A 14,001-nucleotide genomic window follows, 5' to 3' on the forward strand; every position below is an offset into this window, starting at 1 on the left:
GGAGCGCTTGTGGCGCACCCTCGGCGGGGCCGGCAGCGGATTGCGACTACCGGCTGTCAAACCATACCGCCAGCTCAGCGCTTGCTCGCGTCGTAAGCCAGGTCGGTGTTCGGCGCTTCACTCTGCTCGCGATTGACCTCTTCGCACTTCTCGCGGCTACCACCGCAGATCGAGCACTCCTTCTCGATACCCAGGTTGGCGATGCCACCGCAGGAACCGGCGATGGGTTTGCGCCCCATGATCACACCAACGGCCATCATGCCGACGACCAGAATCATGGCCAGAAATACAACCAGAAAAGTCATTGCTCATCTCCTGCAGCGAATAGCTGCTCGAATGCGGTCGTGCCCTGTGTGACGAATCCCTCGCCCTCACGCGTCACGAAAAACGCCGCGATACCGTTACGCTCGGCGAAGGCCATCCCGGCTTCCGGCCCGAGCACCATCAATAGGGTAGACAAGCCATCGGCGCGCAAGGTCGACGGATCTGCCACCGTCACCGCCGCCAGCTTGTGGTTGACCGGCTTGCCGCTCAGCGGATCGAGCGTGTGCGAGTAGCGCTGGCCGTTCTCTTCGAAGTAGTTGCGGTAGTCACCCGAGGTGGAGATACCGTAGCCATCGAGTTGCAGAATACGCTGAGCGACCCGCTGATCGTCGCGTGGGGCTTCCAGGCCGATACGCCAGTGGTTGCCATCGGGCTTGAAGCCTGCAGCCTTGAGCTCGCCGGTGGCCTCGACCAGATAACTGGTGACACCCAACTCGCCCAGACGCGCCACGACCAGATCGACAGCGTAACCAGCAGCGATGCTGTTGAAGTCGACCTCCACGTCAACGTCCTTGCACAGCTGCTCGCCTTCGATTCTCAGGTGCTGTTGACCGACCCGCTGACGCACTTCGGCCAGGCGCTCGGCATCCGGCACCGCCACGCCCTGCCCTTTGGGCCCGAAGCCCCAGAGGTCGAGCAGGGGCTCCAGCGTCAGGTCGAAATAGCCCTGACTCTCCTGGTGCAGGCGATCACCGGCGCGAACCAGGTCCAGCACGCCTTTGGGCATGGTCTGGCAGGTACCCGCTGGCGCCCGGTTGAACTGCTCGATCAGCGAATCATCGCGATAGGTGGACATCTGCAGATCGATCTCGGCGAGGATCGCCTCGGTCGCGGCCTTGAGTTCGGCTTGCGGCGCGACACCTTCACTGCGGACGTATTTGATCGAATAGGTGCTGCCCATGGTCGGGCCACCGAACTCTTCGATCCGTTCAGAATGCAAGCAGCCCGTTAGGGCTGCCGCCAGGGCGACAGCGATAACGGGCTGGAGTACAGCAGACCTCATGCTTAGCCGCCGAAGTCGTCGAGGAGGATGTTCTCCGGCTCGACACCCAGGTCGGTCAGCATCTTGATCACGGCGGCGTTCATCATGGGTGGGCCGCACATGTAGAACTCGCAATCTTCCGGAGCCGGATGGTCCTTCAGGTAGTTCTCGTACAGCACGTTGTGGATGAAGCCCTTGAGACCAGTCCAGTTGTCTTCCGGCTGCGGGTCGGACAGCGCCAGGTGCCACTGGAAGTTCGGGTTCTCGGCGGCCAGCTGATCGTACTCTTCGTTGTAGAACGATTCACGCATGGAGCGCGCACCGTACCAGAAGCTGATCTTGCGCGTGGACTTCAGGCGCTTGAGCTGGTCGAAGATGTGCGAGCGCATCGGCGCCATACCTGCACCACCACCGATGAAGACCATTTCGGCGTCGGTGTCCTTGGCGAAGAACTCACCGAACGGCCCGTACACGGTGATCTTGTCGCCCGGCTTGAGGCTGAACACGTAGGAAGACATCTTGCCCGGTGGCAGATCGTCCTTGCCAGGGGGCGGCGAGGCGATACGGATGTTGAACTTCACCAGACCGCGCTCTTCCGGGTAGTTGGCCATGGAATAGGCACGGATCACGGTCTCCTCGACCTTGGACACGTACTTCCACTGGTTGAACTTGTCCCAGTCGCCGCGATACTCCTCCTGGATGTCGAAGTCCTTGTAGTACACGGTGTGCGGCGGGCACTCCAGCTGCACATAACCACCGGCGCGGAAGTCGACGTTTTCGCCTTCCGGCAGCTTCAGCGTCAGCTCCTTGATGAAGGTAGCGACGTTGGGGTTGGACTCGACAGTGCATTCCCACTTCTTGACGCCGAAGACCTCTTCCGGGACTTCGATCTTCATGTCCTGCTTGACCGGGGTCTGGCAGGAAAGACGCCAACCCTCACGGGCCTCGCGCCTTGTGAAGTGCGACTCCTCGGTGGACAGCATCTCGCCGCCGCCGGATTCGACGACACACTTGCACTGCGCGCAGGTGCCGCCGCCGCCGCAGGCGGAGGACAGGAAGATGTTGTTGTCGGCCAGAGTCTGCAACAGCTTGCCGCCAGCCGGTACCACGATGGTTTTTTCGCCGTTGATCTCGATGCTCACGTCACCGCTGGACACCAGCTTGGCGCGCGCGGCGAGGATGATCAGCACCAGCGCGAGAACGATGGCGGTGAACATGCCGATGGCGAGGAAAATTTCGTAATTCATCTGTTCATCCTTTCCTTACAGCTGCACGCCGGAGAAGGACATGAAGCCCAGCGACATCAGACCGATGGTGATGAAGGTGATGCCCAGACCCTGCAGGCCAGCCGGTACATCGCTGTACTTGAGCTTCTCGCGGATACCGGCCAGCGCGGCGATGGCCAGTGCCCAGGACACGCCCGCACCGACACCGTAGACGGTGCTCTCGGCCAGGTTGTAGTCACGCTCGACCATGAACAGCGAGCCACCCATGATGGCGCAGTTCACGGTAATCAGCGGCAGGAACACGCCGAGGGCGTTGTACAGCGAGGGCACGTACTTATCCAGGGTCATTTCCAGGATTTGCACGATGGCCGCGATCACGCCGATGAAGGTCAGCAGACCGAGGAAGGACAGGTCCACCTCAGGCATGCCGGCCCAGGCCAAGGCACCATCCTTGAGGATGTTGGTATAGATCAGGTTGTTCACCGGCATGGTGATACCCAGCACCACGACCACGGCGATACCCAGGCCGATGGCGGTTTCCACCTTCTTGGAGATGGCAATGAAGGTACACATGCCGAGGAAGAACGCCAGCGCCATGTTCTCGACGAACACCGCACGGACGAACAGGCTGATGTAATGTTCCATTAATAGGCCTCCTTGCTGGATACCTGAGGCGCCATCTTGTAAGCGTTGGCCTCGATTTGATCCTTCTTCCAGCTACGAATGGCCCAGATGAACAGACCGATCAGGAAGAACGCCGAAGGCGGCAGCAGCAGCATACCGTTGGGCTGGTACCAACCACCGTCGTTGACCACCGACAGAATCTCGTAGCCCATCAGCTTGCCGGCGCCAAACAGCTCACGAATAACGCCCAGGGCAATCAGCATGGCGCTGTAGCCCAGACCATTACCGATACCATCGAAGAACGACAGCACAGGCGGGTTCTGCATGGCGAAGGCCTCGGCACGACCCATCACGATGCAGTTGGTGATGATCAGACCAACGAACACCGACAGCTGTTTGGACAGGCTGAAGGCATACGCCTTGAGCACCTGGTCCACCACGATTACCAAGGATGCGATGATCACCATCTGCACGATCATGCGGATCGAGCCCGGAATCTGACTGCGGATCATTGAGATGAACAGGTTGGAGAAACCGGTCACCAGCGTCAGCGCGGCGGACATCACCAGCGCGGTCTGCAGGTTCGAGGTCACCGCCAACGCCGAGCAGATGCCCAGAATCTGCAGGCCGATTGGGTTGTTGTTGAAGATCGGGTTGAGCAGGACTTCTTTAATAGTCGGCTGCGACATGATCAAGCCTCCCCTGCACGCAGGTTAGCGATAAACGGACCGAAGCCGTTCTGGCCGAGCCAGAACTTCAGCAGGTTGTCCACACCGACGCTAGTCAGGGTGGCGCCCGCCAGGCCATCGACCTGGTGGGTAGCGTTCGGGCTTTGCGGATCGACACCGCCCTTGACCACCTGTACGGCCAACTTGTCGTTGTCGTCGAACAGGGTCTTGCCCGGCCACTGGCCCTTCCATTTCGGGTTGTCCACCTCGCCGCCAAGACCCGGGGTCTCGCCGTGCTGGTAGAAGCCCATGCCGACCACGGTATTGAGGTCGCCCTTGACGGCGATGAAACCGTGCAGGGTCGACCACAGACCATAGCCGCGAACCGGCAGGATCAGGGTTTCGACTTCGCCATCCTTCTCCACCATGTAAACGGTGGTGTAACGCTCCTGGCGCTTGATCCCGGCAATATCCTCGCTGCCTTTCAGAGCCTCGGAGGTTTTCGGGTCCTTGGCAGCCTTGAGCGGATCGAAGGTGATCGGGTCGAAAGCATCGGAGAACGTGCCGCTCTCAAGATCCACCAGCTTGGCGGTGATGGTGCTGTCAAACAGCTCCTTGACCTTGGCGCCGGACATACCCGCTTCGCCCAGGCCAGCAATGGCCAGGATGCTGCGCTGCTTGTCCAGCAGGCGGTTTTCAACCTGAGTCGGCTTCAGTGCGATGGCGGCGCCGGCGACGAACACCGAGCACACCAGACACACCAGCACCGCCACCGTCAGCGTGCGGACGGTGGATTCTTTTTGACTAGACATTGCGTGCCAGCCTCCGCTTGATATTGGCTTGAACGACGAAGTGGTCGATCAGCGGTGCAAACAGGTTGGCGAACAGGATCGCCAGCATCATGCCCTCGGGGAAGGCCGGATTGACCACACGGATCAGAACGACCATCACGCCGATCAGGGCGCCGAAGATCCACTTGCCGGTATTGGTCATCGAGGCCGACACCGGGTCGGTGGCCATGAAGAACATGCCAAAGGCGAAGCCGCCGACAACCAGATGCCAGTACCACGGCATGGCGAACATCGGGTTGGTGGTGGAGCCGATCAGGTTGAGCAGCATGCTCAGACCGATCATGCCCAGCATCACCCCTGCGACGATGCGCCAAGCGGCGATCTTGGTGATCAGCAGGACCAGGCCGCCGATGGCAATCGCCAGGGTGCTGGTTTCGCCGAGCGAACCGTGGATGGTGCCGACGAAAGCATCCATCCAGGTGATGCCGTTATTGATCACGTTCTCGATGCCGCCGGAGGCTGCCAGGCTCAGCGAAGTAGCACCAGCGAAACCGTCGACGGCAGTCCACACCGCATCACCCGACATCTGCGCCGGATAGGCGAAGAACAGGAAGGCACGGCCGGTCAGTGCCGGGTTGAGGAAGTTCTTGCCAGTACCACCGAACACTTCCTTGCCGATCACCACGCCGAAGCTGATGCCCAGGGCCACCTGCCAAAGCGGAATGCTCGGCGGCAGAATCAGGGCGAACAGCACGGAAGTGACGAAGAAACCTTCGTTGACTTCATGCTTGCGGATCGAAGCGAACAGCACTTCCCAGAAGCCGCCGACGATGAAAGTCACCGCGTATACCGGCAGGAAATAAGCCGCGCCCTGGATGAAGTTATCCCACAGGCTGTTCGCATCGAAACCGGCCAACGAGCCGATCAGCGCGAAGCGCCAGCCTTCCTGGCTCGCCAGCAGCTCGGGGCTCTGGGCGAAGATCAGGTTGGCCTGGTAGCCGGTATTCCACATGCCGAAGAACATGGCCGGGAAGGTGCACAGCCATACGGTGATCATCATGCGCTTGAGGTCGATGCCGTCACGCACGTGAGCCGTGGTCTTGGTCACGCTGCCAGGACGATAGAAGAAGGTGTCGATCGCCTCGTACAAGGCATACCACTTCTCGTACTTGCCGCCCTTCTCGAAGTTGTGCTCGATTTTATCGAGCAATGCACGAATACCCATGAGTTAACCCTCCTTCTCGATGCGGGTGAGGTTATCCCGCAGGATCGGGCCATATTCATACTTGCCGGCACACACATAGGTGCACAGCGCCAGGTCTTCTTCGTCGAGCTCCAGGCAACCCAGTTTCTGGGCCATCTCGGTGTCACCGACAATCAGGTAGCGCAACAGTTGAGTCGGCAGGATATCCAGTGGCATCACTGCTTCGTAGTTGCCCACCGGCACCATGGCGCGCGGGCTGCCGTTGGTGGTGGTGGTGAAGTTGAACAGCTTGGCGCCGGCCAGCTTGGAGACGAAAACGTTCAGAACCGAGTGCTTGTTAACGCCGGCACGCAGGTAATGCATCATCTCGCGATCGTTACCCTCGCCCAGGCAAGACACCTGATTGTGGTAGCGCCCCAGGAACGCGAACGCGCCCTGAGCAGTGCGACCGCCAAATACCGAGCCGGAAATCACGCGATTGAAGCCAGGTTTCAGCTCACCGGCGGTAAGTTCTTCCAGGCTGGCGCCCAAGCGGGTACGCAGCAGACGCGGCTGCTCGGCAACCGGGCCGCCCAATGCAACCACGCGCTCGACGAACAGCTGACCGGTGGTGAACAGTTTGCCCACCGCGATCACGTCCTGATAACCGATCTGCCAGACACTCTTGCGGGTACTGACCGGATCGAGGAAGTGAATATGGGTGCCTGGCAGACCCGCTGGGTGCGGGCCGGCAAAGGTTTCGCTTTGCACCTTGGCAATATTCTCGCCCGGCAGGCTGACACCCTCGGCCTTGCACAGGAAAATCTTTGCCAGGTTACCGAGAACCTTGAGGCCATTTTCGAAGTCAGCGGCATGTTCGCCGATGACCACTGCAGGATCTGCGGCAAGCGGATGCGTATCGACGGCAGTCACGAAGATCGAGCTTGGCACTGCGTCGAGCGCAGGCACCTTGCTGAACGGGCGCGTGCGCAGAGCCGTCCACAGGCCGGACTGTTGCAGATTCTCGCGAACCTGCTCGTCACTGAGCGCTCCAAGCTGGTCGGCCGCGTACTGAGCGAAGGTTTCCTGGTCGTCGCCATCGATGTCGATGACCACGGACTGCAGAACACGCTTCTCGCCACGGTGAATGGCGCTGATCACGCCTGCAGCGGGGGCGGTGTAGCGCACGCCGGGTGTCTTCTTGTCGGTAAACAGCAATTGACCGAGTTTGACCCGGTCACCGACCTGCACTTCCATCGTCGGCTTCATCCCGTGATAGTCGAAGCCGATGACGGCGACACTGCGTACGGGCCTGGCGGCCTCGATACGCTGTGCCGGCGCACCCGTTATGGGCAAATCAAGCCCATGCTTTAGTTTGATCATAGGTTTGCCTAACCACTGATTTAGAAAGCTTTTTATAGGACAGGCGGCGCTAGCGAAGGTCTAATAGACCCAACCACACCAATGCGATATGGGCGTGGAGGAAGGCGCCAAACCTGGGTAAAAAATCCGCTTGATTATAAAGACGCCCCCCCTCACTGACCACCCAAGCGCTTGCTTTTTTTGGCTTTTCGGTAACAGGGCGCAACAAGTTCGATGCTGACCCATATCAACTCGCCAACTTCCACCGGGTCATTTCCTGCACATAAAAAAACGGGAGCCGAAGCTCCCGTTTTTCATGCGACCCCGGCGCTTAGCGCGGAAAGGCCGGCGGGTTGACCCCAGCCATGTCTTCCATCACGCGAACCACCTGGCAGCTGTAACCGAACTCGTTGTCATACCAGACGTAGAGCACGACACGGTTGTCATTGGCGATGGTGGCTTCGGCATCGACCACGCCAGCATGGCGCGAACCGACGAAATCGGTCGATACCACTTCCTGCGAGCTGACGAAGTCGATCTGCTTCTGCAGATCCGAGTGCATGGCCATCTGGCGCAGGTACTCGTTGATTTCTTCACGGCTGGTGGCTTTCTCGAGGTTCAGATTGAGAATGGCCATCGACACGTTCGGCGTCGGCACACGAATGGCGTTGCCGGTCAGCTTGCCTTTCAGCACTGGCAGCGCCTTGGCTGCAGCGGTTGCGGCGCCAGTTTCGGTGATGACCATGTTCAGCGCGGCACTACGACCACGACGACTGCCTTTGTGGAAGTTGTCGATCAGGTTCTGGTCGTTGGTGTACGAGTGAACGGTCTCGACGTGACCGTTGATGATGCCGTACTGATCATTGACCGCCTTGAGCACCGGCACGATGGCGTTGGTGGTGCAGGAAGCGGCAGAGATGATCTTGTCCTCAGCGGTGATTTCGCTGTGGTTGATGCCATGCACGATGTTCTTCAGCGCGCCCTTGCCAGGCGCAGTGAGGACAACGCGATCGACGCCCGGGCAAGCCAGGTGCTGACCCAGGCCCTCGGCATCGCGCCACACACCGGTATTGTCCACCAGCAGCGCGTTCTTGATGCCGTACTGGGTGTAGTCGACTTCCTTCGGCTCCTTGGCATAGATCACCTGAATCAGGTTGCCGTTGGCCGTCAGGGTGCTGTTCTCTTCATCGATGGTGATGGTGCCGTTGAACTTGCCGTGTACCGAGTCACGACGCAGCAGGCTGGCGCGCTTGACCAGATCGTTGCTGGCACCCTTGCGCACGACGATGGCGCGCAGACGCAGGCCGTCGCCACCACCGGTCTTCTCGATCAGGATGCGCGCCAGCAGACGGCCGATACGACCGAAGCCGTAGAGAACCACATCAGTGCCCTCACGCGCCGAACCGTTCTGCTTGCCCACTACGTCGGCCAGCTCGTCCTTGACGAACTGCTCGACGCCGCGACCAGCACCTTCGGCCTTGAACTTGGCGACCATCTTGCCCAGGTCCACCGAGGCGGCACCCAGCTTGAGCTCGCTCATGGCCTTGAGCATGGGGAAAGTGTCGTGCACCGACAGCTCGGTCTCATCGGCAAGGCGATGACGAGCGAAACGGTGAGCCTTGAGGATGTCGATGACCGAACGGTTGATCAGGCCACGGCCATAGATCGAGGTCACCACATTGTTGTTGCGGTAGAGCTGACCAATCAGCGGAATCATCGCTTCCGCGAGGGCTTCACGATCGATCCATTCACCGAGACACTGGTCGGGCTTCTGAGTCACGGGCAGTACCTTCCACATGTAGGGGCTGAAAAAAGGGGCTACATTATGACGGCGCGCGCGGGCATGAGCAATGCGCGCCTGTCGCGACTGACATTGACCACCAAGCCCCGCTACAATTCCCGGCCTTTCGTCACGACCGTGAGCCGCCCGTGTCCGTACTGCGTCTTCCGTCTCTACCGGCCAGCGCCGGCAAACAACAGTGGGGCAACCTGCCTGGCGCCGCCCTGTCCCTGACCATCGCCGAAGCGGCCAGCGGTGCTGGACGCTTCACGCTGGTGCTCACCGAAGGCAGCCAGAGCGCCGAGCGACTGCAGGAAGAACTGGCGTTCTTCGCCCCAGATCTGCCAGTGCTGCACTTCCCCGACTGGGAAACCCTGCCCTACGACGTCTTCTCGCCGCACCAGGACATCATCTCGCAACGCATCGCAGCACTCTATCGCCTGCCGCAGCTGAGCCGCGGCATCCTCGTAGTGCCGATCACCACCGCCCTACACCGCCTGGCACCGAAGCGTTTTCTGCTAGGTGGCAGCCTGGTGCTGGATGTGGGCCAGAAACTCGATGTCGAGCAGATGCGCACACGCCTGGAGGCCGCCGGCTACCGCTGCGTCGATACGGTGTATGAGCATGGCGAGTTCGCCGTGCGCGGCGCATTGATCGATCTGTTCCCGATGGGCAGTGACAAACCCTACCGCATCGACCTGTTCGACGACGAAATCGAAACCCTGCGCACCTTCGACCCCGAGACCCAACGCTCGGTGGACAAGGTCGAGTCGATCCGCCTGCTCCCAGCGCGTGAATTTCCGCTGGAAAAGAAAGCTGTCACCGATTTCCGCGGACGTTTCCGCGAGCGCTTCGACGTGGATTTCCGTCGCTGCCCGATCTATCAGGACCTTTCCACCGGCATCACCCCAGCCGGCATCGAGTACTACCTGCCGCTGTTCTTCGAAGAGACGGGCACCCTGTTCGACTACCTGCCAGGCGACACCCAGGTGTTCTCTCTACCCGGCATCGAGAAGGCCGCCGAACATTTCTGGACCGATGCGCGCAACCGTTATGAGGATCGCCGGGTCGATCCGGAACGCCCGCTGCTGCCACCTGCCGACATTTTCCTGCCGGTCGAGGACTGCTTCGCCCGCCTGAAGAGCTGGCCGCGAGTGGTGGTCAACCAGGACGATATCGAACCCGGCGTCGGCCAGACCCGTTTTGACGCACGCGCCTTGCCTGACCTGGCAATTCAGGCCAAGGCTGGCGAGCCGCTGGCGGCGCTGCGGCGCTTTATCGAGGAATATCCGGGCCGCGTGCTGTTCTGCGCCGAATCGGCCGGTCGCCGCGAAGTGCTGCTGGAGCTGCTCGCCCGTCTCAAGCTCAAGCCCAGGGAAGTCGACGGCTGGCCGGCTTTCGTCGCAAGCCCTGAACGTCTCAACATCTGCATCGCACCGCTGGACGAAGGCCTGCTGCTCGACGACCTGGCACTGATCGCCGAGAGCCCGCTGTTTGGCCAGCGCGTCATGCAGCGTCGTCGCCGCGAGAAAGGCCGCGAAGGCGGCGACAATGTGATCAAGAACCTCACCGAGTTGCGCGAAGGCGCACCGGTGGTGCATATCGATCACGGTGTCGGTCGTTACCTGGGCCTGGTGACCATGGAGTTCGACGGCCAGGCCGCCGAATTCCTCGCCCTGCAGTACGCCGACGAAGCCAAACTTTATGTGCCGGTGGCCAGCCTGCACCTGATCGCTCGCTACACCGGCAGCGACGATGCCCTGGCACCGCTGCACCGCCTTGGCTCGGAGGTCTGGCAGAAGGCCAAGCGCAAGGCAGCCGAGCAAGTGCGCGATGTTGCCGCCGAACTGCTCGACATCTACGCCCGTCGCGCCGCCCGCGAAGGCTTCGCCTTCCAGGACCCGGCACTGGACTACGCCACCTTCAGCGCCGGCTTCCCCTTCGAGGAGACCCCGGATCAGCAGACCGCCATCGATGCAGTGCGCGCCGACATGCTCGCCGGTAAACCGATGGATCGCCTGGTCTGCGGCGACGTCGGCTTCGGCAAGACCGAAGTGGCCATGCGTGCGGCCTTCATCGCCGTGCATAGCGGCAAGCAGGTCGCCGTGCTGGTGCCCACGACCCTGCTCGCCCAGCAGCACTACAACAGCTTCCGCGACCGCTTCGCCGACTGGCCGGTGAAGGTCGAGGTGATGAGCCGCTTCAAGAGTGCCAGGGAAGTAGACGAGGCCGTGCAGCAACTGGCCGAAGGCAAGGTGGATATCGTCATCGGCACGCACAAGTTGCTGCAGGATGACGTCAAGTTCCACAACCTCGGCCTGGCCATCATCGACGAGGAACACCGCTTCGGCGTACGCCAGAAAGAACAGCTCAAGGCACTGCGTAGTGAGGTGGACATCCTCACCCTGACCGCCACGCCGATCCCGCGCACGCTGAACATGGCCGTGGCCGGTATGCGCGACCTGTCGATCATCGCCACGCCGCCGGCACGCCGCCTCTCGGTGCGCACCTTCGTCATGGAGAGCAACAAGCCGACCATCAAGGAAGCGCTGCTGCGCGAGCTGCTGCGCGGTGGCCAGGTGTACTACCTGCACAACGATGTAAAGACCATCGAAAAATGCGCCGCCGATCTGGCCGAACTGGTGCCCGAGGCGCGTATCGGCATCGGTCACGGGCAGATGCGCGAACGCGATCTCGAGCAGGTGATGAGTGACTTCTACCACAAGCGCTTCAACGTGCTGGTGGCCTCCACCATCATCGAAACCGGCATCGATGTGCCCAGTGCCAACACCATCATCATCGACCGCGCCGACAAGTTCGGCCTGGCCCAGCTGCACCAGTTGCGCGGCCGTGTCGGTCGCAGCCACCACCAGGCCTACGCCTACCTGCTCACCCCGCCGCGCAAGCAGATGACCCCGGATGCGGAAAAACGCCTGGAGGCCATCGCCAATGCCCAGGACCTGGGCGCCGGCTTCGTCCTGGCCACCCACGACCTGGAAATCCGCGGCGCAGGCGAACTGCTTGGCGACGGTCAAAGCGGCCAGATCCAAGCCGTCGGCTTTACCCTCTACATGGAAATGCTCGAACGTGCGGTCAAGGCCATTCAGAAAGGCGAACAACCTAACCTCGACCAGCCACTGGGTGGCGGCCCGGAGATCAACCTGCGCGTACCAGCGCTGATCCCCGAGGACTACCTGCCCGACGTACACAGCCGCCTGATCCTCTACAAGCGCATCGCCAACGCCAGCGACGAGGACGGTCTGAAGGAGTTGCAGGTGGAAATGATCGACCGTTTCGGCCTGCTGCCGGAGCCGACCAAGAACCTGATGCGCCTGACCCTGCTTAAATTGCAGGCCGACAAGCTGGGTATCACCAAGGTGGATGCAGGGCCGCAAGGTGGACGTATCGAGTTCGCCGCGGAAACCTGCGTCGACCCGCTGACCCTGATCAAGCTGATCCAGGCCCAGCCCAAGCGCTACAAATTCGAAGGCGCCACTGTCTTCAAGATCCAGGTGCCGATGGAGCGCGCGGAAGAGCGCTTCAACACCCTGGAAGCCCTGCTCGAGCGCCTCGCGCCCACCACCTGAAGGACTCACACATGCGCCCACTGCACCTGATCGCCCTGCTGCTCTGCCTGTTGGCACCGAGTGCTTTTGCCGAACGTCTTTACCAGGTCGAACTGCTGGTCTTCCGCCAGGCCGGCGAACCGGTCATCGCGCCCCAGGTGGCGCCGGACGACTGGGCAGGCACGGCACTGCCGATCGCCAACAACGAACGCCCGACAACGCTCGATAGCGAAGCAGCCAAGCTCAATCCGGGCAACGGCTATCAGGTTCTGTTGCACAAGGCCTGGAGCCAGACCATCGGCAGCTCGCCGAGTCGAATGGCCGTCAGCAGCGGTGAAGAGCACTTTGGCCACCACGCGGTCGAAGGCACCCTGAATTTTACCCAGGAGCGCTTTGCCGACCTTGACCTGGAACTGTGGATCAACCGATTCAGCGTCGACGGCCTGCTCGAAAGCAGCGAGCACATGAAGGTGGCTCAACGCCTGAAGGACAACAGCCTGACCTACCTGGACCATGGCAGCCTGGGCGCACTGGTACGCATCAGGCCGCTTTGAGCGAACAACGCAGAGGGCAATTGAGCGGCCAAAGCCGCTCAATCAAACATCGATGAACCAGGGGAGCGGCGCCGCGCCACGAACCCGGGCGGCGCGGGCTCGAAAAGCCTCGCCTCAAGGCGGGGCTCCTCGCAAGACTGCGCTGAGAACCTTATCTGATCGGCATCAGTCGCCTGGCCGTTTTCGTTACCACTAGACGGTCAGCCAGCCAGCACGTGTGCCAAAACCGCCTTGACCGTCCCCATGCCCTGCTCGATCACTCGCTCGATCTCGGCCATGGTGATCAGGGTACTGGATTTCCCCGCCGCCGGATTCACCACCAGCGCCAGGCAGGCATAGGGCAGCGCCAATTCGCGCGCCAATACCGCTTCGGGCATGCCGGTCATGCCTACCAGGTCGCAGCCATCGCGCTCCATGCGGGCGATTTCCGCCGCCGTTTCCAGTCGCGGCCCCTGAGTGCAGCCATAGATTCCGTGATCGCTGAATGCCGCATTTTCGGCCCGCAGCGCCGCCACCAAGGCCTCGCGCAACTGCTTGTCGTACGGCTGACTGAAATCGACGTGGGTCACGTGCTCCAGATCGCCTTCGTAAAAGGTGTGCGCACGCCCGGAGGTGTAATCGATGATCTGATGTGGCACGCAGAAATGCCCAGCGCCCATGGCAGCATGAATCCCCCCCACCGCATTGACCGCAACAATGGCCTTGGCGCCGGCCTGCTTGAGCGCCCAGAGGTTGGCCCGGTAGTTCACCTGATGCGGCGCGATCCGGTGCGGCTGGCCATGACGGGCGAGAAACAGCACTTCGCGCCCGGCGTAACTGCCCCGCAGAATATCGGCCGAGGGCGCGCCGTAAGGTGTATCCAGCGGCAGCGCTTCGTGAATCGTCAAGCCCTCCAACTGGGTCAGGCCGGTACCACCGATAATGGCGTAGACAGTCATAGA

12 protein-coding genes are annotated in these 14,001 nt (G+C 61.3%); 2 read left to right on the top strand and 10 right to left on the bottom strand.

Annotated features, from left to right (window positions below):
* Nucleotides 1-74: 74 nt before the first annotated feature.
* The 9 genes from nqrM to GV002_RS21885 form a co-directional block, all read right to left on the bottom strand.
* The gene (gene nqrM / locus GV002_RS21845; RefSeq protein ID WP_160020370.1) at nucleotides 75-305 is read right to left on the bottom strand and encodes a (Na+)-NQR maturation NqrM; all 231 of its coding nucleotides are present in this window, start codon (nucleotides 303-305) and stop codon (nucleotides 75-77) included.
* Nucleotides 302-1,225: an FAD:protein FMN transferase gene (locus GV002_RS21850; RefSeq protein ID WP_160020774.1), complete on the bottom strand. Its 924-nt coding sequence runs from the start codon at nucleotides 1,223-1,225 to the stop codon at nucleotides 302-304. Before GV002_RS21850 ends, nqrM begins: the two co-directional genes overlap by 4 nt.
* A 104-nt stretch (nucleotides 1,226-1,329) precedes the next feature.
* Nucleotides 1,330-2,553, bottom strand: a complete 1,224-nt coding sequence (nqrF, locus tag GV002_RS21855) for an NADH:ubiquinone reductase (Na(+)-transporting) subunit F (protein WP_160020371.1) — start codon at nucleotides 2,551-2,553, stop codon at nucleotides 1,330-1,332.
* A 15-nt stretch (nucleotides 2,554-2,568) separates the two neighbouring features.
* Nucleotides 2,569-3,177, bottom strand: coding sequence for an NADH:ubiquinone reductase (Na(+)-transporting) subunit E (gene nqrE, locus GV002_RS21860; protein WP_160020372.1), 609 nt, complete (start codon nucleotides 3,175-3,177; stop codon nucleotides 2,569-2,571).
* Nucleotides 3,177-3,851, bottom strand: coding sequence for an NADH:ubiquinone reductase (Na(+)-transporting) subunit D (locus GV002_RS21865; RefSeq protein ID WP_178094790.1), 675 nt, complete (start codon nucleotides 3,849-3,851; stop codon nucleotides 3,177-3,179). The genes nqrE and GV002_RS21865 overlap by 1 nt, the downstream gene beginning before the upstream one ends.
* Nucleotides 3,848-4,636, bottom strand: coding sequence for a Na(+)-translocating NADH-quinone reductase subunit C (locus GV002_RS21870; RefSeq protein ID WP_160020374.1), 789 nt, complete (start codon nucleotides 4,634-4,636; stop codon nucleotides 3,848-3,850). Before GV002_RS21870 ends, GV002_RS21865 begins: the two co-directional genes overlap by 4 nt.
* On the bottom strand, nucleotides 4,629-5,840 hold the full coding sequence (locus GV002_RS21875) for an NADH:ubiquinone reductase (Na(+)-transporting) subunit B (RefSeq protein WP_160020375.1): 1,212 nt from the start codon (nucleotides 5,838-5,840) through the stop codon (nucleotides 4,629-4,631). Before GV002_RS21875 ends, GV002_RS21870 begins: the two co-directional genes overlap by 8 nt.
* 3 nt (nucleotides 5,841-5,843) lie before the next feature.
* A complete protein-coding gene (locus GV002_RS21880) occupies nucleotides 5,844-7,181 on the bottom strand; it encodes a Na(+)-translocating NADH-quinone reductase subunit A (protein ID WP_160020376.1) in 1,338 nt (445 codons plus the stop codon).
* A gap of 310 nt (nucleotides 7,182-7,491) precedes the next feature.
* Nucleotides 7,492-8,958 (bottom strand): glyceraldehyde-3-phosphate dehydrogenase, encoded by a 1,467-nt coding sequence (locus GV002_RS21885; RefSeq protein WP_160020377.1) that lies wholly within the window; start codon nucleotides 8,956-8,958, stop codon nucleotides 7,492-7,494.
* Between the two features lie 131 nt (nucleotides 8,959-9,089).
* Between GV002_RS21885 and mfd the strand changes: the two genes are divergently transcribed.
* Together mfd and GV002_RS21895 are read left to right on the top strand one after the other, a co-directional pair.
* Nucleotides 9,090-12,527: a transcription-repair coupling factor gene (mfd, locus tag GV002_RS21890; RefSeq protein ID WP_160020378.1), complete on the top strand. Its 3,438-nt coding sequence runs from the start codon at nucleotides 9,090-9,092 to the stop codon at nucleotides 12,525-12,527.
* 11 nt (nucleotides 12,528-12,538) lie between these two features.
* Entirely contained in the window at nucleotides 12,539-13,060 is a 522-nt protein-coding gene (locus GV002_RS21895; RefSeq protein WP_160020379.1) for a peptidoglycan binding protein CsiV, read from the top strand.
* A gap of 200 nt (nucleotides 13,061-13,260) precedes the next feature.
* Here GV002_RS21895 and GV002_RS21900 read toward each other — a convergent pair whose 3' ends face one another.
* Nucleotides 13,261-13,998 (bottom strand): S-methyl-5'-thioinosine phosphorylase, encoded by a 738-nt coding sequence (locus tag GV002_RS21900; RefSeq protein WP_160020380.1) that lies wholly within the window; start codon nucleotides 13,996-13,998, stop codon nucleotides 13,261-13,263.
* Nucleotides 13,999-14,001: the final 3 nt, after the last annotated feature.

Origin of the sequence: Pseudomonas sp. 8O (assembly GCF_902506495.1) — a bacterium.
In the GTDB taxonomy this organism is placed as follows: Bacteria; Pseudomonadota; Gammaproteobacteria; order Pseudomonadales; family Pseudomonadaceae; genus Aquipseudomonas; species Aquipseudomonas chaetocerotis.